General features: G+C 65.2%; 11 protein-coding genes. 6 read left to right on the forward strand and 5 right to left on the reverse strand.

Going from position 1 to position 18,224, the window contains the following annotated elements; all coding sequences use genetic code 11:
- Positions 1–10: 10 nt before the first annotated feature.
- Complete coding sequence (locus ACFC25_RS21185) at positions 11–1,432, forward strand: NtaA/DmoA family FMN-dependent monooxygenase (RefSeq protein WP_376048814.1); 1,422 nt, start codon at positions 11–13, stop codon at positions 1,430–1,432.
- A gap of 213 nt (positions 1,433–1,645) precedes the next feature.
- On the opposite strand, the gene ACFC25_RS21190 is transcribed toward ACFC25_RS21185, so the two are convergent.
- Positions 1,646–2,629 (reverse strand): ABC transporter substrate-binding protein, encoded by a 984-nt coding sequence (locus tag ACFC25_RS21190; protein WP_376048817.1) that lies wholly within the window; start codon positions 2,627–2,629, stop codon positions 1,646–1,648.
- Positions 2,630–2,981: 352 nt separating this feature from the next.
- On the opposite strand from ACFC25_RS21190, the gene ACFC25_RS21195 reads away from it, so the two are divergent.
- From ACFC25_RS21195 to ACFC25_RS21205, 3 genes are all read left to right on the forward strand, one after another.
- Complete coding sequence (locus tag ACFC25_RS21195; protein ID WP_376048820.1) at positions 2,982–5,021, forward strand: PxKF domain-containing protein; 2,040 nt, start codon at positions 2,982–2,984, stop codon at positions 5,019–5,021.
- Positions 5,022–5,231: 210 nt separating this feature from the next.
- Complete coding sequence (locus ACFC25_RS21200; RefSeq protein WP_337351988.1) at positions 5,232–6,221, forward strand: LLM class flavin-dependent oxidoreductase; 990 nt, start codon at positions 5,232–5,234, stop codon at positions 6,219–6,221.
- A gap of 321 nt (positions 6,222–6,542) precedes the next feature.
- Complete coding sequence (locus ACFC25_RS21205) at positions 6,543–9,182, forward strand: trehalase-like domain-containing protein (protein WP_376048824.1); 2,640 nt, start codon at positions 6,543–6,545, stop codon at positions 9,180–9,182.
- Positions 9,183–9,227: 45 nt separating this feature from the next.
- Here ACFC25_RS21205 and ACFC25_RS21210 read toward each other — a convergent pair whose 3' ends face one another.
- The 4 genes from ACFC25_RS21210 to ACFC25_RS21225 form a co-directional block, all read right to left on the reverse strand.
- Positions 9,228–10,373: an FAD-dependent oxidoreductase gene (locus tag ACFC25_RS21210; protein WP_376048827.1), complete on the reverse strand. Its 1,146-nt coding sequence runs from the start codon at positions 10,371–10,373 to the stop codon at positions 9,228–9,230.
- Between the two features lie 37 nt (positions 10,374–10,410).
- Positions 10,411–11,337 (reverse strand): AEC family transporter, encoded by a 927-nt coding sequence (locus ACFC25_RS21215; RefSeq protein WP_376048830.1) that lies wholly within the window; start codon positions 11,335–11,337, stop codon positions 10,411–10,413.
- A gap of 52 nt (positions 11,338–11,389) precedes the next feature.
- Positions 11,390–11,815, reverse strand: coding sequence for an aspartate 1-decarboxylase (panD, locus tag ACFC25_RS21220; RefSeq protein WP_337351992.1), 426 nt, complete (start codon positions 11,813–11,815; stop codon positions 11,390–11,392).
- Between the two features lie 109 nt (positions 11,816–11,924).
- On the reverse strand, positions 11,925–12,839 hold the full coding sequence (locus ACFC25_RS21225; protein ID WP_337351993.1) for a LysR substrate-binding domain-containing protein: 915 nt from the start codon (positions 12,837–12,839) through the stop codon (positions 11,925–11,927).
- 155 nt (positions 12,840–12,994) lie between these two features.
- Here ACFC25_RS21225 and ACFC25_RS21230 point away from each other — a divergent pair, with 155 nt between their 5' ends.
- Positions 12,995–14,458 (forward strand): amino acid permease, encoded by a 1,464-nt coding sequence (locus ACFC25_RS21230; RefSeq protein WP_376048835.1) that lies wholly within the window; start codon positions 12,995–12,997, stop codon positions 14,456–14,458.
- 217 nt (positions 14,459–14,675) lie between these two features.
- Positions 14,676–18,170, forward strand: coding sequence for a bifunctional proline dehydrogenase/L-glutamate gamma-semialdehyde dehydrogenase (locus ACFC25_RS21235; RefSeq protein WP_376048837.1), 3,495 nt, complete (start codon positions 14,676–14,678; stop codon positions 18,168–18,170).
- Positions 18,171–18,224 lie beyond the last annotated feature (54 nt).

The following is an 18,224-nucleotide window of genomic DNA, read 5'->3' on the forward strand; positions in this document are numbered from 1 at the left end:
GAGAGAACACATGACTGATACCAAGATCGACGGCGGATTCCGGCCGTCCGGGCAGCTGCAATTGGGCGTCTTCTTCCAGGGCGTGAACTCCGGAACAGTCTGGAAGGCGGAGGAATCCGGGTCGCAGACTGATTTCGAATCATTCCGGCGCATCGCCCAGACGGCGGAGCGCGGGCTGTTCGCGGCGTTCTTCCTGGGTGAAGGCCTGCGCCTGCGGGAGCATCTGGGACGTCCCCACGCCCTGGACGTTGCAGGCCGTCCTGACGCGCAGGCCATGCTGGCGGCACTGGCGTCCGTGACCTCGAACATCGGACTCGTGGCCACGCAGAACACCACCTACAACGATCCGGCGGACCTCGCCCACCGGCTGTCCACCCTGGACCTGCTGTCCGGCGGGCGGGCTGCATGGAACGTGGTGACCACTGACAACGCCTGGACGGGTGCCAACTTCCGCCGCGGCGGTTACCTTGACCACGCTGAGAGGTACGTCCACGCGGAAGCGTTCGTGGAGACGGCGAAGCGGATCTGGGATGCCTGGGACGACAACGCGATCGCGGCCTCCGGGGCCGCGGAATCCTGGGTTTCGCCGGAGTCCATCCGCCGGGTCCGGCATGAAGGCAGGCACTACACCGTTGACGTACTGCCGAAGCTGCCCCGCAGCGCACAGCACCGGCCAGTTCTGTTCCAGGCAGGCGATTCACCGGAGGGGCGGGACTTCGCCGCGCGCCAGGCGGACGTGATTTTCTCAGCCCATCCGAAGTTCGAGGCCGCATTGGACTTTCGTCGCGACATCGTGGCCCGCTCCCTCAAGGCAGGCCGTGGCGCCAACGATGTGAAGATCATGCCGGCCAGCGAGTTCATCCTCGCCGCTACGCCGCAGGAAGCCAAGGACAAAAAGGCCTGGGTCCGGAGCCTGCAGATCGGACCCCAGCAGGCCCTCGCCTACCTGGAACAGTTCTGGGGCCGCGAGCTGCAAAGCTACGATCCGGACGGCCCGCTGCCCGAAATCGACCCGGTGGTGGAGGAAACCTCGGAGACCCGGGGGAGCGGCTTCCACGGGGCGAAGGCGCGCCAGCTGTCCGACCAGTGGCGGGCCGAAGCGAAGGAGAAGGGGCTCAGCATCCGGCAGTTTGTGTCGAGCAAGACCAGCCGAGTGGACGCCACGTTCAACGGCTCCTATGCCGAGGTGGCGGACCGGCTGGTGGATTACGCCCGGACCGGTGCGGTGGACGGCTTCAACATCTCGCCGTGGCTCATCCCCACCGGCCTGGACGACATCGTCAACCACCTTGTCCCGGAACTCCAGGAACGTGGCATCTACCCCACCGACTATGCGGGCACAACACTGCGGGAGAACCTTGGCTTGGCTGCCCCGGTCCGTCCCGAGGCGGGCGTTGCCGGCAAAGTTGGTGCAGGCGCAGGCCATGCGTGACCAGGACGGCTCAGCAGCCGAGGACGACGGCGGCGCACTGGTCCGCCTGCAGCTGACGGTCTGGGAGCAGCTGCTTTAGCATGAGGCCCACGCCGGCTGGCTTCCCTGGCCAAGCTTGAGAGGCGAGGGGGCGGGTGGGGATCAATGAATAAGGTTTTCAAACACAAGAATCCCCGCCGGACAGTGTCCGGCGGGGATTCTTCGTCGGCGGGCCTACTTCTTGGGAAGGCCCGCCGGGTTCAGTTCGGACTTCTGGATGGCCTCTGATGACAGGCCCCAGCGGTCCAGGATTTCGGCGTAGCTGCCGTCTTCGATCAGTTGGTTCAGGGCTGCCTGGGCGGCGACGGCGAGGCCGTTGCCCTTCTGGGTGGTGAAGGCGATTTCGGCTGTCAGCGGCCAGCCGCCGTTGAGCGTGCCCACCTCTTTGGTCTTGCCGTCCTTGGCCGCCTTGTAGGCAGCTGCGGCATTCGGGCCGAACGTCAGGTCCGCGCGCCCGGACTGCAGCGCCAGCGTGGAGGCGGAGTCGTCGTCGTAATACTGGAACTCGACCGGCGCGAGGCCCTTGGCCTTGTTCTCTTCGTCCCAGCGCACCAGGATTGCCTCCTGGTTGGTGCCTGAGCCGACGATGATGCGCTTGCCGGCAACGTCTTTGGCTTCCTTGATGTCGCCGATGGACGAGTCAGTCTTGGCATAGAAGCCGAGCAGGTCGTTGCGGTAGGTGGCGAAGTCGAACTTTTCCTTGCGCGCCTCCGTGACAGTGACGTTGGAGAGGACTGCCTCGTACTTGCCGGATTCAACGCCCAGGGGCCAGTCGGCCCACGCCACCGGAAGTACCTCAACGGCCAGGCCCAAAGTCTCGCCGACCGCGTAGGCGATGTCCACCTCGCTGCCGATGAGCGTCTTGTTGTCCGTTGCGAACAGGCTTAGTGGGGCTGTGCCGCCGGTGGTGACCACGGTGAGTTTGCCGTCTGCCTTGATGGCGTCGGGGACCAGCGCGGCGGCTTCGGCGTCCGCGTTCACTTTGACGCGGTTTTGCTCCGGGGCCAGGTTGAACGTCTTGCCGGCCGCGGTCACCGTAGAGCCCGACGACGGTGCTGACGCCGCCGTTGCGCCCGGGTCCGAGCAGGCGGCCAGCGCCAGAAGTGTGGTGATTGCAACTGCTGCACCGGCAGCCTGCCTTGCCTTGAGTGTTGCCATGTTTACCCCTAAAAATTGCTTGCTTGCAGAACGGATCGTTGTTCTTGGCTGCAACTATCCGGCAGTCCCAGCGAGGGAATCAAAGCTTCCGAAACCCGGAGATACAGGGCGTAACTGCAGTTAATCGGGCGTACGGTGCGGTCATATTCAGGGGCTTTCGCAGTACTCACAGCATGTGTTTTGGCGGCGTCGCCCGGGCAAACCAAGTAGCGCGCCAAAACGGGCCCCCGGAAAACGAGTACTCGTCCCCGAAAGACGGGTGTGGATTACGCGTGTGCTCGCCGGGGGGTGATCCCTACGGTGGGACTACGGTGCGATCGGAACGGCTGCACCGCGGATGAGGGAGGCCATCATGAAGTATTCAGAAGTAATCCAGGACACGGGGCCTGGCAAGATTTTGCTCCGCCGCGCCGGGGTCAAGGCTGCGGCCACCCTAGCGGCCGGAAGCCTTCTTCTCGCGAGTGCGGGGGTGGTTCATGCGGACAACATTTACAACACCCTTGATGCGAGCGTTGATTCAGTTGCGGAGGTTATGCCCCTCAACGTCGGCGGGTCCAACGGATCCACGCTGCTGGCACTGAACCCCAGCAACGGTGACGGAAAGAACGGCTGTAACCTCACAGGATCGACCGTCCTCACCCTGAATATCGAATCGAGCAACACCGCGGTGGCGACCATCACCACGCCGCAAGTGTCGTTCACATCCTGCAACGACACGCCGACGGTAGGCGTGCGCCCTGTCGCGGCAGGTTCAGCCACAGTGACCGCGACTGTCGCCTCCAACAACTCGGGGGGCACCTTTAGCCTCGCGGCTGTTCCGTTCCAAGTAAACGTGGCCCCTCCGGCCAACACAGCACCTGTCCTGTCGATCAGCGGGGTAACCCCGGGCGCCTCCTACGCGAAAGGGTCCGTTCCTGCTGCGGTCTGTAACGTGACGGACGCTGAAGACGGTGCCAGCTCCTTCCCCGCAGTCCTCAGCGTCATCACCGGCGATGACGCTGCCACGGGGATTGGGTCCCAGACGGCCAGCTGCAGCTACACCGATGGCGGCGGCATGAAGGCCACAAGTTCCGTAACTTACGGCATCGTCGATGCTACTGCCCCGGTGATCAGCTACACCCTCAGCCCTGCCGCGGCGGACGGGCTGGCGGGCTGGTACAGGAACTCGGTCCAGCTGACCTGGACCGTCACCGAGCCGGATTCACCCAGAACGCTCCAGCTCGTCGGCTGCGATGACACTCTGGTCTCCACCGACCAGCTGCCCAACGACTACTCCTGCTCAGCCACCAGCGGTGGCGGCAGCGCCGGTCCGGCCACCGTGTCCCTCAAGAGGGATGGGACCGCCCCCACCGTCAGCTACGCCGACGCCACAGGCACCCTGGGCAACAACGACTGGTACGTCTCGGACGTCGTCGCCCGGTTCACCGCTACGGATGCAACGTCCGGCCCGGCCTCGGCCTCCCAGACGGTGACCTCCAGCGGCGAAGGCTCAGCCGTAGCCGTCCAGAGCCCTGAATTCGCGGACGTAGCGGGCAACACCACCGCCGCCGGCGCCGCGAGCCAGTCGTTCAAGATCGACAAGACGGCACCGGATGTTTCCTACACCGGAGCCGCTCCCGCGCCCAACTCCAACGGTTGGTACAAGAACGACGTCGAAGCTACGTTCACGGCAACCGATGCGGTGTCCGGGCCGTTGGAGGCAACCAAGAAGGTAACGTCCTCCGGTGAGGGCGAAGCCGTCGAGGTGGCAAGCCCTGCGTTCGAAGACCTCGCCGGCAACGTTCGGGAGGCTGGCGTGGCAACAGCCAGCTTCAAGATCGACAAGACAGCTCCGACGGTGAATTTCAGCTCGCTGCTGGCCGACAGCTACTACGGTTCCACTCCGGCAGCCCCGGGCTGCGTCGCATCCGACAGCCTTTCCGGGCTTGCCGGAAGCTGCGCAGTCAGCGGCTACGAAACCACAGTAGGCACGCACACCTTGACTGCCACCGCCACTGACAACGCAGGCAACACCACCACGATCACCGATGACTACGAGGTCAAGGCCTGGACCCTGAAGGGCTTCTACCAGCCCATCGACATGAACGGCGTGTTGAACACAGTCAAGGGCGGCAGCACCGTACCGGCCAAGTTCGAAGTGTTCGCCGGCGCAACTGAGCTCACCGATCCAAGCCAGATGTCGTTCTCGATGGCGAAGATCTCGTGCTCCCCGATTGTCCCTACCGACGAAATTGAAACGACTGCAACCGGCAACACGTCACTCCGTTACGATGCGACGGCGGGCCAGTTCATCTACAACTGGAAGACTCCGACGGGCGCCGGCACTTGCTACCGGCTCACGATGAAGGCGTCCGACGGCAGCACCATGAGTGCCAACTTCAAGCTGAAGTAGGAACCAGCCAACACCAGGGCCCGGCCGCGAGGCCGGGCCCTGCTGTGCGCCCCCGGTCGGCGTGCATTCCGAGCCGCCCCGCACAAACGGTGTGGGCCACCCCACCGCAGCCAGCAGAAATAACGCAGGCGCCGCCGTCGTTGTCCACAGTGTGCCCGCCGCAACCCGGCCGGCCCACCCTACGCAACGCATTGAAAGGCCGGCACCGACGTGACTCTTCCCCTCTCCATTCTTGACCTGGCAACCATCGGAAGGGGCCAGAGCGCGGCGGAGAGTTTCGCGGGCAGCGTCGCCATGGCCCAGCGGGCAGAGGAACTCGGCTACCGGCGTATCTGGTACGCCGAGCACCACAACATGTCCTCCATCGCCTCTTCAGCTACGAGCGTGCTGATCGCCCACGTGGCCGCGCATACCCACACGATCAGGCTGGGCGCCGGCGGCATCATGCTGCCCAACCACTCTCCGCTGACCATCGCCGAGCAGTTCGGCACCCTGGAGACGCTGCACCCCGGCCGGATCGACCTTGGCCTGGGCCGAGCCCCCGGCAGCGACCAGAACACCATGCGCGCACTGCGCCGGGACCCGATGTCCGCCGACAGCTTCCCGCAGGACGTCCTGGAACTGCAGGGCTACCTCACAGGCCCCACCCGGATCCAGGGAGTGGAGGCCACCCCGGGCAAGGGGACGAATGTGCCGCTGTACATCCTCGGTTCCTCGCTGTTCGGCGCTCGGCTGGCCGCCCAGCTGGGCCTCCCGTACGCTTTCGCCTCGCACTTTGCGCCCAACGCCCTGCAGGACGCCGTTGCCGTTTACCGCCGTGAATTCAAGCCCTCAGCCCAGCTTGACGCACCCCACGTGATCGCCGGGGTGAACGTCATCGCAGCGGAATCCGCGGCCGAAGCGCAGGCAATGCTGCAGGCCACCAAGCGTGCCCGCGTGTCCCTGTTCTTCGGCGGTGGACGCGAGTTTACGGACGACGAAGCTGACATGATCCTGGACTCACCGCAGGGCCAGCATGTGTCCCAAATGATGACGTACTCCGCCGTCGGAACCCCGGACGCGGTGATCGAATACCTGGATGAGTTCGGTAAGCACGCGGACGCCGATGAACTGATCGTCGCGCACCAGAGCACCGGGACCGAGGCCCGGATCCGCTCCGTGGAGCTGCTGGCTCAGGCCGCCGGCCTGGCACGGGTCTAGCCTCCCCTGCCTGCTCGCTCCGAATCGTCACGCCCAGCACGCATTCGGTAAAGCACGACGGCGGGTTCCCCGGAATCACGCAGGGGAACCCGCCGTCGGGCTCTAAAAGCCTGCCGGGCGTGACGCCAATCCTTTACCCACTTGCGCGACGTTTACACACTTGCAACCAGCGGGACTCTCGGGTGAAACCGCGCGGGCGGAGAATATGAATTGCCCCCTTCGGAATTCCATCCGGAATTCCGGGGAGGGGCACCACCCGGAAGTCCGCAAGGTAATCCAGCGGCTGCTTTTCCGGGCCGGGTTCCGCCGAAGGGGTTCCGCATGCCTACTCCGTTAAACCAGAGTGTGGCTGATTCTGCGCTGCTGACCAGGTCACTTCCGCTGGGCCTCCTCCGGGCGTTCGTCCAGTCGGACGGGGCGGACGAAGGCTTCACCCCCAGCCTGCTGGCGGAACTCAAGGTCCTGGCACGGGTCCCCGGGCTCCTGGTGGCCTGCAACTACGGCGGAACGCTGTGCGACGCCGAGGGTATCTCCACCGAGACGCTGCCGCTGGGGAGCGCCGCAATCGCCCTTCGCGCCCTGGCCGCGCTGCCCAACACCCATGCCGCCGTCATCTCCGGCCGTTCGCTCCGCGACCTCGCCGCAGTGTCCCGGCTGCCCGCGGAAGTACACCTGATCGGCTCACATGGTGCAGAGACTGACATGGGGTTCGCCCATGTCCAGAGCCTTGCCACCGAAGCCACCCTTCAAAAGGTCAGCGTCGCCTTGTCCGAGGCCGTGGGCTTCCAGAAAGGCATTTGGATCGAACGGAAGCCCGTGGCGGTCTCCGTGCACACCCGGCCCGCCGCGCCGGACGTCGTGAAGACTGTGACGGAGACGGCGCGGGAGATCGCCAGGGCTCACGGGATGTTCTTCATCATCGACGGCTCAGTGCTGGACCTCTCGATAGTGGAACCCTCCAAGGCCGAAGCCCTGGAAACCCTCAGGTCCCGGCTGGGAGCCAGCGCAGCGTTGTACGCAGGGGACGCGTACAGCGATGAGCTGGCGATTGCCACGCTCCGAGGCCCGGACATGGGCTTGCGTGTTGGCCCCGGGGAGACCCGCGCGGCGCACCGGCTGCGGGATCCTGAGTCCTTCGCCCGGGTGCTGGCCATCCTCTTCGAACTCCGCCGTGCCTGGCTCTTCGGCGAGGACGCCGTGGGACTCGAGCGGCACTCAATGATCGGCAACGGAGCCTCCACCGCCTTGCTCACCCCGGATGCAAAGATCTGCTGGATGAGCCACCCGCTGCCGGATTCAGGGTCGCTGTTCGCCCACATCCTGGGTGGGGACGCCGCCGGCCACTTCTCCGTGGAACCGCTGAAAACATCGCAGGTGCTGGGGCAGCGCTACGTGGACAGCACCATGATCGTCGAAACCCGATGGGCCGACGTCACCGTGACGGACTACCTGGAACCGGCGCCGGAGGGCATTACCAGCCTGGTCCGCGTGCTGTCCGGAACCGGGGCGGCCAAGATCGTGTTCGCACCGCGGCCGGACTACGCCAACGCGCCGTTCAGCATGGAGGTCCGCGGCGATGAGCTGCACGTCGTGGGCACGTCGGATCCGATTTTCCTTTTTGCCCCCGGCGTCAGCTTCACGGTCACCTCGGACGGCCGTCACGGCACCGCCACTGCAACGGTCAACCTGCAGGACGGGCCCGTGGTCCTTAACCTGCGCTGTGGGGACACCGAGCCTGCGGCGGAGCACCCCGGCGGGGAGAATGACCGGCGTGCCTGGGTGGCGCTGCACTCCCGCCAGTGGGTGCAGGACCTGGAGCTCCCTTCAGTGAAGCCGTCGCTGGTCCGTCGCTCAGCACTGGTACTCCGTGCACTAGTGCACGAGCCCACCGGCGCCGTGCTGGCCGCGCCCACCACTTCCCTGCCCGAAGGGATCGGTGGGACGAGGAACTGGGACTACCGGTACTGCTGGCTGCGGGACGGGTCAATGACGGTGAACGCCCTCGTGGACCTTGGCTCCACGGCGGAGGCGGAAGGATTCCTCAGCTGGCTTGGCCGGATCCTCGAACATGCGCCCGGCCCGGAATGGCTGCATCCGCTGTACTCCGTCACGGGGGCGCCGCTTTCCACGGAGGCCGTCATTGACAGCCTGCCCGGGTACGCAGGATCCCGCCCCGTGCGGATCGGAAATGCCGCAGACCACCAGGTCCAACTGGATGTTTTTGGTCCCATTGCCGAGCTCATCCACGCGCTCAGCGAACGGACCGGGGTGCTCCGGGACGAGCATTGGGAACTGATGGTGCAGATGGCCGCCGCCGTGCTGGCCCGTTGGCATGAGCCTGACCACGGCATCTGGGAAGCCCGCAGGCCGCCGCGCCACCACGTCTACACGAAAGTGATGTGCTGGGTGGCGCTGGACCGGGCGCTCCGCACGGCCGCGCGGCACGGCAGGGCACCGGAACCGTCGTGGGAGCCCACGGCGCAAACCATCCGTGAGGAGGTCCTGCGCGAGGGCTGGGACGACTCCGCAAAGTCCTACACTGTGGCCTACGACAGCCCTGACCTCGATGCTGCCGTCCTGCACATCGGGCTCTCCGGCATGCTGGACGTCAGGGACCAGCGCTTCCTGGACACCGTCACGGCGGTGGAACGCGAACTCCGCGTCGGGCCTACCGTCTTCCGGTACAGGTACGACGACGGCCTGCCGGGCTTGGAGGGCGGGTTCCACATCTGCACTACCTGGCTCATCGAGGCTTACGTTGCTGTGGGCAGGATCGAGGAGGCCTGGGACCTTTTCGACCAGCTGGTGAACCTGTTTGGGCCCACCGGATTGCTGCCGGAAGAGTACGATCCCGGTACGGAGACCCACCTCGGAAACCACCCGCAGGCTTACTCGCACTTGGGCTTCATCCGCTGCGCCCGGCTGCTGGACCAGCATCAGGCAGGCGCCCGGGTTCCGTAGCACCTCCGTTCCGCGGGGGCGGCGCGGGGGCTTGGAGGCGCGCAGCTAGCGGGCTGCGGAGAAGATCTTTGGCGCAGGCCGCGTGCCCGTGGCCAGATCCGCGAGGATCCGCCCCACTACGGGCGTGAACTTGAAGCCGTGCCCGGAGAAGCCGGCACCGATGACTAAGGGCCCGATCCGGTCAAGGACGAAGTCCTCATTCGGGGTGGTGGTGTACGTGCAGCTGATGGCTTCGAGGGAATCGGCGTCCACTCCGGGCAGCCAGGTCCGGGCGTAGTCCTGAAGAGCCGCCAGCTGGACGGGTTCGGGCAGGAAATTCCGCCGGTCCGGATCCACCTCCGGGCCAACACCGTGCCAGCCCGCCTTGATGCCCTCGCCTGGCGTCTGCATCCCGTAGACGGGCGAGTACCAGTTCTTGTAGGCCGGGCTGGTTCCGGGCAGGTGGTTGAACCCCGGCCACACCGCGCCCTCATCGGCTACGCGGAAATGCGCCGGCTGTTCCTGCGTGACCCTGAGCCGGGGCATCCGCAGCTTTCCGCTTCCGGCGGCGCCGGCCAGGAGCTTCTCCGTCCAGCCTCCCGCCGTCACCACGGCTTGGGCAGCGGTCACCACTTCGATGCCTCCTGACGAGCCGGGGCCGGACTCCAAGGTGAGCCGGACGCCGTCGTCCATGATTTCCAGCCCGACCACCTTGGTGTGGTGCCGGATGTCAGCTCCGCGGGCAGCGGCGAGCCGCTGGAAGGCGGGGAGCGCTGCCTCAGGGTTCAGCTGGCCGCCGTCGGGCATGTAGAGGACCTGCTGGTCGAACCGGATGCCGCGCCACCGTCCGGCCGCCTCCTCGGGACTGAGGAACTCGGCCTGGATACCCGCCTGGGTGAGTGCTGCCTGCACGTGGGGGAGCAGAGGATCAGGGCCGTGGTTGACGATGCCTGTGCGGGTGAGGAGTTTTTCGCCGGTTTCCTGCTCCAGCTCGTCCCAGAGCGCCAGGCCTTCGGCGAGCATGGCCACATAGTCCGGCCGGTAGTAGCCGGGGTTCAGGTTGCGGGTGGTGCCGTGCGAAGCGCCGATGCGGTGACCGGGCCCGAACTGTTCCAGCAGCGTGACCTGCCGCCCGCGGCGGGCCAACGCCCAGGCGGCGGCCGAGCCCATGGCTCCTCCGCCGATCACTACGGTATCCAGGATTGTTCCCATCTGTTCCTCCTCAGGTACGGGTCAGGCCAGGTTCGGGTCAGGCCAGCAGCAGCGCTACGCCGATCATGGCAGGCACGGCCACAACCGTTGTCAGGAGCACGGTGTCCTTGGCGACTGTCAGGCCGGTCTTGTATCGGCTGGCGGCCACAAATACGTTCTGTGCCGTGGGTAGCGCAGAGGTTACCACCACGGCGAAGAGGGCGTGCCCTTCCATTCCGACTGCAAAATGCGCGAAAACGTAGGCGATGGCCGGCTGGATCACCAGCTTGAAGAGGCTGGCAAGAAGCGTGTCCACGCGGCGGCCAGCGGACGCCTGCAGCGGGCGGCTGCCGTTCAGGCTCATGCCGAACGCGATCAGCATGGCAGGAATTGCCGCACCGCCGATCAGGTGGATCGGTTCCATGACCAAGGGGGGAACCTGCAAGCCGGTCCCGGCCACCAGCAGGCCAAGTCCGGAGCCCACAATCATCGGATTCCTCAGGATCATCACCACGAATCCCAGAGGTGTAGTGCGGTGGCTGCTCGTGCTGGAGTCCAAAATCATGAGGAACAGCGGTGTGAAGAAGGCCAGCTGGAAGATCAGCAGTGGCGCCACGTAGCTGGCGTCGCCAAGGACATAGACCGCGATGGGGATGCCAAGGTTAGCGGAGTTCGCCAGCGAAGCGGCCATCGAGGACATCAGCGCCTCCGGCAGGGCACGCTTGAGCAGGAACTTGGTGATGGCAAAGAAGATCGCGGCCGTGGCGAAAGCCGCCACGGCGGTCACGAGCAGGGGCGCCGCGAACACTTCCTGCAGCTTGGCCTTGCTGAGGGTTTCGAACAGCAGCGCGGGGCTGGCCACAAAGAATGTCAGGCCGCTGAGGACCTGACGTGCGTTCTCGCCGAGGATCTTCCTTCGGCCCACAAACCAGCCCACCAGGATGATGGACCAGACAACAAAAAAGCCCGCGAGTACGCCTAACAAGGATTGACTCCTAAGGCGCAGCGCCAGTCCGGGCTAAATCTCACGCTCCTGGTTACAGGACAGCGTTATTGAGGGCGAAAGGGGGGCGCATCAGTCCCGGGGTGTGGCCCTCGGCGGGGTCGTTTCCGATCTGGACAACCTTGTTGTCCTGATCCACATGGACAACCTTCGGGTTGTAGGCTTTCGCTTCTTCCGTGGTCATCTGGGCGTAGGTGATGAGGATGACGATGTCGTTCTCATGCATCAGGTGCGCGGCCGCCCCGTTGATGCCAATGACCCCTGAGCCGCGTTCGCCGGCGATGGTATAGGTCTCCAGGCGTGCGCCGTTGGTGACGTCCACAATGGCAACAAGCTCGCCGGGGAGGATGTCGGCAGCGTCCAGCAGGTCCAGGTCAACGGTGACCGAACCTACATAGTGCAGGTCAGCGTGCGTGACGGTGGCCCGATGGATTTTGGACTTGAACATTGTGCGATTCATAACCCGATCAGTCTAGCGTCGGGGTACGGATCGCGCAGTGACGCAGGAAACACTGGCGACCTGGGCGTCATGGAGCCCCGCCCGTGGCGGGAATGTGCCCGGAAACCCTTTAGTCGCCGTCGTGATTCCGCACCGACTCCGCGGTAATGGCCAGTGTCTCGCGGGCTGCGAGGATGGCGGGACGCTTGGCGCTGGAGCGGCGCACCGAGGTGAAGATGGTGCGGTGCGGGTTACCGGGCAGGTCCAGCAGCTGGGCTGTGGTGCCCCGGCCGGTCCAGACAAGGTCCGGCATGAGGGCAACGGCATTCCCGGACTCGATGAGCCGGATCTGGGCCTGAAGGTCGGCGGTCTCATAGCGAACATCGGGCTCGAAGCCGGCACTGCGGCACGCCTGCTCAGCCCAGTGCCGCGATGCCGCGCCGCGCGGCTCCATCACCCAGGCGAGTCCCGCCGTGTCCTCTATCGAGGTGATCCGGGGCCGGCCCGGGGCCTCGGGTGGGACGGCGAGCCGGATCGCATCGGTAGTGAGCTTGATGCGGTCCAGCTCCGTGTATCGTGGTGCGGCGTGGCCTGGATACTGCTCGGCGATCACCAGGTCGAAATCCCGGGCCCACGTCTCGTGCAATGCCGTTTCGGGCTCCCGCTGGATCATTTCGATCCGTACCTCCGGGTACGCGGTGGACATCCTTGAGAGGGTTTCCGGCATCAGCGCCAGGGCCGCGGACTGGAACACGGCGATGCGGACAGTGCCGGTGACGGTTGTGAGGGAGGCCGCCAGGTCCGCTTCGGCCTGCTCCAGCGTCTCAAGGAGCTGCGCCGTGTGGGCCACCAGGACCTCGGCCTGTGGCGTGAGCTGGACGCGGCGGCCGGTCTTGCGGAGCAGTTCGACCCCGGCCTCCTTTTCCAGCAAAGCCAGCTGCTGGGAGACCGACGACGGGCTGTACTGAAGTGCCTCGGCCACCTCGGCCAACGTGCCCCTGATCTTCAATTCGCGGAGCAGCCTGAGGCGGCGGACATCGAGCATGGGAGATTCCTTGTTGAATCTAATGAATACTGATTAGAAGTAGTCACTTTATCTAACGCAACCACGCTTGCATACTGTTGTAGCTGAGTTACCCCCGTCACAGCTGGCACTTTAGGCGCCGCGATGGGGCCGCACCCCCAACCCAGGAGTTCCTGATGAGCACCAAAGATATGACCCAGTCGGTCATGAGGCGCAAGCCCCTCGACGACATTGAAGAAGAAAACAAACACAGTGGCCTGTTCAAGTCCCTCGGGCTATGGCAGCTCACGGCCATCGGCGTCGGCGGCATTATCGGCGTCGGTATTTTCTCGCTTGCCGGCTTGGTTGCGGCAGGCAGTGAAGAAAACCCGGGTGTGGGGCCTGCGGTTCTTATCTCGTTCCTTATCGCCGGCCTGGCGTCCGCGGCGGCAGCCCTGTCCTACGCGGAATTCGCCGGCATGATCCCCCGGGCCGGGTCGGCCTACACCTACGGCTATGTTGCGCTGGGCGAGGTGATCGGCTGGTTCATCGGCTGGGACCTGCTGCTCGAATACATCGCGATCGTCGCAGTCGTTGCCATCGGCATTTCCGGGTACCTGGAAGCCTTCCTGTCCGGCATTGGCATCCATCTGCCTGTCTGGATGACCTCGACGGCGGACGAGGGCAAGGGCGGCATCATCAACATCCCGGCCATCCTGGTCTGCCTCCTCGTCACCTGGATCCTGTCCCGCGGTACCAAGGCCTTTGGCCGGTTTGAACTCGTGGCTGTTGCCATCAAGGTCGTCCTGATTCTCTTCATCATTGGCTTGGGCGTCTTCTACATCGACACCAACAACTACAACCCGTTTATGCCCAGCGGATTCGGCCCGGTCCTTGCCGGCTCAGCTACCGTGTTCTTCGCGGTTTTCGGATATGACGCCATGAGCACCGCGGCGGAAGAGGCCAAGGACGGCAAGAAGCACATGCCCAAGGCCATCGTCCTGTCCCTGATCATCGCCATGCTGCTCTACGTCGCGGCCACCCTGGTCCTGACTGGAATGCAGAACTACAAGGACATCGATCCCGCTGCTGGCTTTGCCTCTGCCTTCACCAGCGTGGGCCTGCCCGTCATCGCCACCATCATTTCTGTCTTCGCGGTCCTGTCCATCCTTACCGTGATGCTGACGTTCCTCCTGGGTGTCACCCGCGTTTGGTTCTCCATGAGCCGCGACGGCCTGCTCCCCGGCTGGTTCGCCGGAACGGACAAGCACGGAACCCCGCAGCGGGTTACCTGGATCGCTGGAATCTCCTCGGCTTTGCTGGCGGGCGTATTTCCGATCAAGGCGGTCGCCGACCTCACCAACATCGGCATCCTGGCCGCTTTCGTCGTGGTCTGCCTCGCAGTGATTGTCTTCCGCTACAAGAAGCCTGATGCGCCGCGTACGTTCCGCCTGCCCCTGATGCCCTTCATCCCGGCATTCGGTGTCCTCGCCTCGGCCCTGCTGATCTGGCAGCTCCCGGCTGACACCAAATGGCGGTTCCTCGTCTGGCTGGTCATCGGCCTGGCCATCTACTTCTTCTACGGCAAGAAGCACTCGCTGATGAACCCGAACAGCCCGCGCCACCGCGAGCTCGAGGAGCTCCACCGCCCCGTCGGCTAACCACGGGCCATCATCCCCCGTTGCTCTATCACCTAGGGTCCCCAAGCGCATGTTTTGGGAGCCAATGGTGATAGAGCAACGTGTGTTTAAGGGCTAAAAAAGAGTTGGCTTTACTAATCGGTATTGCTTAGAAAACATCGCTTTATCTTATGTGACTGCGGGCTCATACTGATGAAGAAGACCAGTTCAGAACCCAAAGAAAGAACGAGTACCAGCCATGACCAACATTGCTATGGAGCCCGGCGTGAACCCCGGATCCGCGCCCCGCACAGCTGACGTTGACGTGCCCCAGGCGCGTGCCCTCGCGGCCGAAACCATCGGGCTGGTGCGCCGCTGGCTGACGGAAGCTTCGAAGGTTCCCGTGGATGCCTCGGCCCAGCAGCTCGCCGGTGTCCTCAAGGATCCCAACGGCCTGGAGTTCACCGTTGGTTTCGTCGATGGCGTGGTCCGGCCCGAAGACCTGACCGTCGCCGCCCGCAATCTCGCCGCCCTCGCACCCAAGGTCCCGTCCTTCCTGCCCTGGTACATGCGCAGCGCTGTCCAGCTCGGCGGCGCCATGGCCCCGGTCCTGCCGCAGGTTGTCATCCCCATCGCCCGGCGCGTGCTCCGCGAAATGGTGGGCCACCTGATCGTTGACGCCACCGATGCCAAGCTTGGCCCGGCCATTGCCAAGATCCGCAAGGACGGGATCAAGCTCAACGTCAACCTCCTGGGCGAAGCCGTCCTGGGTGAGCACGAAGCCTCCCGCCGGCTCGAGGGAACCCACACTCTCCTGGCCCGCCCGGACGTGGACTACGTCTCCATCAAGGTCTCCTCCACCGTGGCACCGCACTCGCCGTGGGCATTCGATGAGGCTGTGGAGCACGTTGTCGAAAAACTGACCCCGCTCTTCAGCCGTGCCGCCTCCTTCCCCAAGGCCAAGTTCATCAACCTGGACATGGAGGAGTACAAGGACCTGGACATGACCATTGCGGTCTTCACCAGGATCCTGGACAAGCCGGAGTTCAAGAACCTTGAGGCCGGTATCGTGCTCCAGGCCTACCTCCCGGACGCGCTTTCCGCCATGATCCGCCTCCAGGACTGGGCCGCCGAGCGCCGCGCCAACGGCGGCGCCGCCATCAAGGTCCGCGTGGTCAAGGGCGCCAACCTGCCCATGGAACAGGTGGAATCCTCGCTGCATGACTGGCCGCTGGCCACCTGGAGCACCAAGCAGGATTCGGACACCAATTACAAGCGCGTCATCAACTACTCGCTGCACCCGGACCGGATCAACAACGTCCGGATCGGCGTGGCCGGCCACAACCTGTTCGACATCGCGTTTGCCTGGCTGCTCGCCAAGCAGCGCGGCGTGGAATCGGGGATTGAGTTCGAGATGCTGCTGGGCATGGCGCAGGGCCAGGCCGAAGCGGTCAAGCAGGACGTCGGTTCGCTCCTGCTCTACACCCCCGTGGTGCACCCGGCCGAGTTCGACGTCGCCATCGCTTACCTGATCCGCCGCCTCGAAGAGGGCGCCAGCCAGGACAACTTCATGTCCGCTGTCTTCGAGCTGAGTGAAAACGAAGTGCTCTTCGAGCGCGAGAAGCAGCGCTTCCTCGCCTCCCTGGACAAGCTCGACGACGCCATCCCGCCAGCCAGCCGGCAGCAGAACCGCAGCCTGCCGCCGCAGCCCCTGCCGCACGATTCATTCAAGGACACCCCGGACACGGACCCGTCACTGCCGGCCAACCGTGACTGGGGCCGGGCCATCCTGCAGCGCGTCCCGTCTTCCACCCTGGGCAATGCCGCTGTAGAGGCCGCCACCATTACGGACGCGGACACCCTCAACAAGGTCATCGGCACCGCCGTCGAAAAGGGCAAGGCCTGGGGCGCCCTCTCCGGCGACGAGCGGGCCGAGATCCTCCACCGCGCCGGCGACGTCCTCGAGGCCCGCCGCGCCGACCTGCTTGAGGTCATGGCGTCCGAAACGGGCAAGACCATCGATCAGGGCGACCCCGAGGTCAGCGAAGCCGTGGACTTTGCCCACTACTACGCCGAGTCCGCGCGCAAGCTGGAAAAGGTCGACGGCGCCACATTCGTTCCAGCCAAGCTCACCGTCGTCACTCCGCCGTGGAACTTCCCGGTGGCCATCCCGGCAGGCTCCACCCTTGCGGCACTCGCCGCCGGCTCCGCCGTCGTCATCAAGCCTGCCAAGCAGGCCCGCCGCAGCGGTGCCGTGATGATCGAAGCCCTGTGGGAAGCAGGCGTCCCCAAGGATGTGCTGACCATGGTCCAGCTCGGCGAGCGTGAGCTCGGCCAGCAGCTGATCTCGCACCCTGCCGTGGACCGGGTGATCCTCACCGGCGGCTATGAGACCGCCGAGCTGTTCCGTTCCTTCCGCAAGGACCTGCCGCTCCTGGCCGAGACGAGCGGCAAGAACGCCATCATCGTCACCCCCAGCGCGGACCTGGACCTGGCCGCCAAGGACGTTGCGTACTCAGCGTTCGGCCACGCAGGCCAGAAGTGCTCCGCAGCGTCACTGGTGATCCTGGTGGGCTCGGTGGCCAAGTCCAAGCGGTTCCACAACCAGCTGATCGACGCCGTCACCTCCCTGAAGGTTGGTTACCCGGAAGATCCCACCAGCCAGATGGGTCCGATCATCGAGCCCGCCAATGGCAAGCTCCTTAACGCCCTTACCACCCTGGGCGATGGCGAAACCTGGGCGGTGGAGCCGAAGAAGCTGGACGGCACGGGCCGGCTGTGGAGCCCGGGAGTTCGCCACGGTGTCCGGCGCGGATCCTACTTCCACCTCACCGAATTCTTCGGCCCGGTCCTCGGCGTAATGACGGCTGAGACGCTGGAGGAAGCCATCTCCATGCAGAACCAGATCGAGTACGGCCTCACCGCCGGGCTGCACTCTCTCAACCCCGACGAGCTCGGGATTTGGCTGGACTCCATCCAGGCCGGAAACCTGTACGTCAACCGCGGCATCACCGGTGCCATCGTGCAGCGCCAGCCGTTCGGCGGCTGGAAGAAGTCAGCTGTGGGAGCGGGCACGAAGGCTGGCGGACCGAACTACCTTGTCGGCCTCGGTGACTGGGTCAGCGCCGAAGCCTCCTCCACGGCAGCTGTCACCAACGCCGCTGTCCGTCGGATCAGGAACGCGGCAGCCGGTGCCCTGCAGCCTGCCGAGCTTGAGGCGCTTGAGCGTTCCCTGGCCTCCGACGCCCAGGCCTGGGCCGATGAGTTCGGCACCGCCAAGGACGTTTCCGGACTGAGCGCGGAGCGGAACATCTTCCGCTATCGTGCGCTGCCGGTCACCGTACGGCTCTCCGAAGGTGCGCCGCTGGCGGACCTGGCGCGGACTGTGGCGGCCGGCGTCCTGGCAAACTCGGCACTGACTGTGTCCACCGCCGTCGAACTTCCGGTTCAGCTGCGCTCGGTACTCACCGGCCTGGATATCACCGTCACAGTGGAGTCCGACGCCGGCTGGCTGGCAACAGCTAGCCGCCTCGCGGCTGCGGGCAAGCTGTCCGGTGCACGGATCCGCCTGATCGGCGGTGACGCCACCGCCCTGGCGGCAGCCACCAACGGACGTCCAGACCTGGCGATCTACCCCCACCCGGTCACGGAGGCCGGACGGGTTGAGCTGCTGCCGTTCCTGCACGAGCAGGCCATCAGCATCACGGCCCACCGTTTCGGCACGCCGAACCATCTCTCGGATGCCCTGATCTGACGCCGAAGACCCCTGCGCAAGCGAACGGCCCGGCGGCCACCTTCGGGTCGCCGC

Origin of the sequence: Pseudarthrobacter sp. NPDC055928, from assembly GCF_042270935.1 — a bacterium.
In the GTDB taxonomy this organism is placed as follows: Bacteria; Actinomycetota; Actinomycetes; order Actinomycetales; family Micrococcaceae; genus Arthrobacter.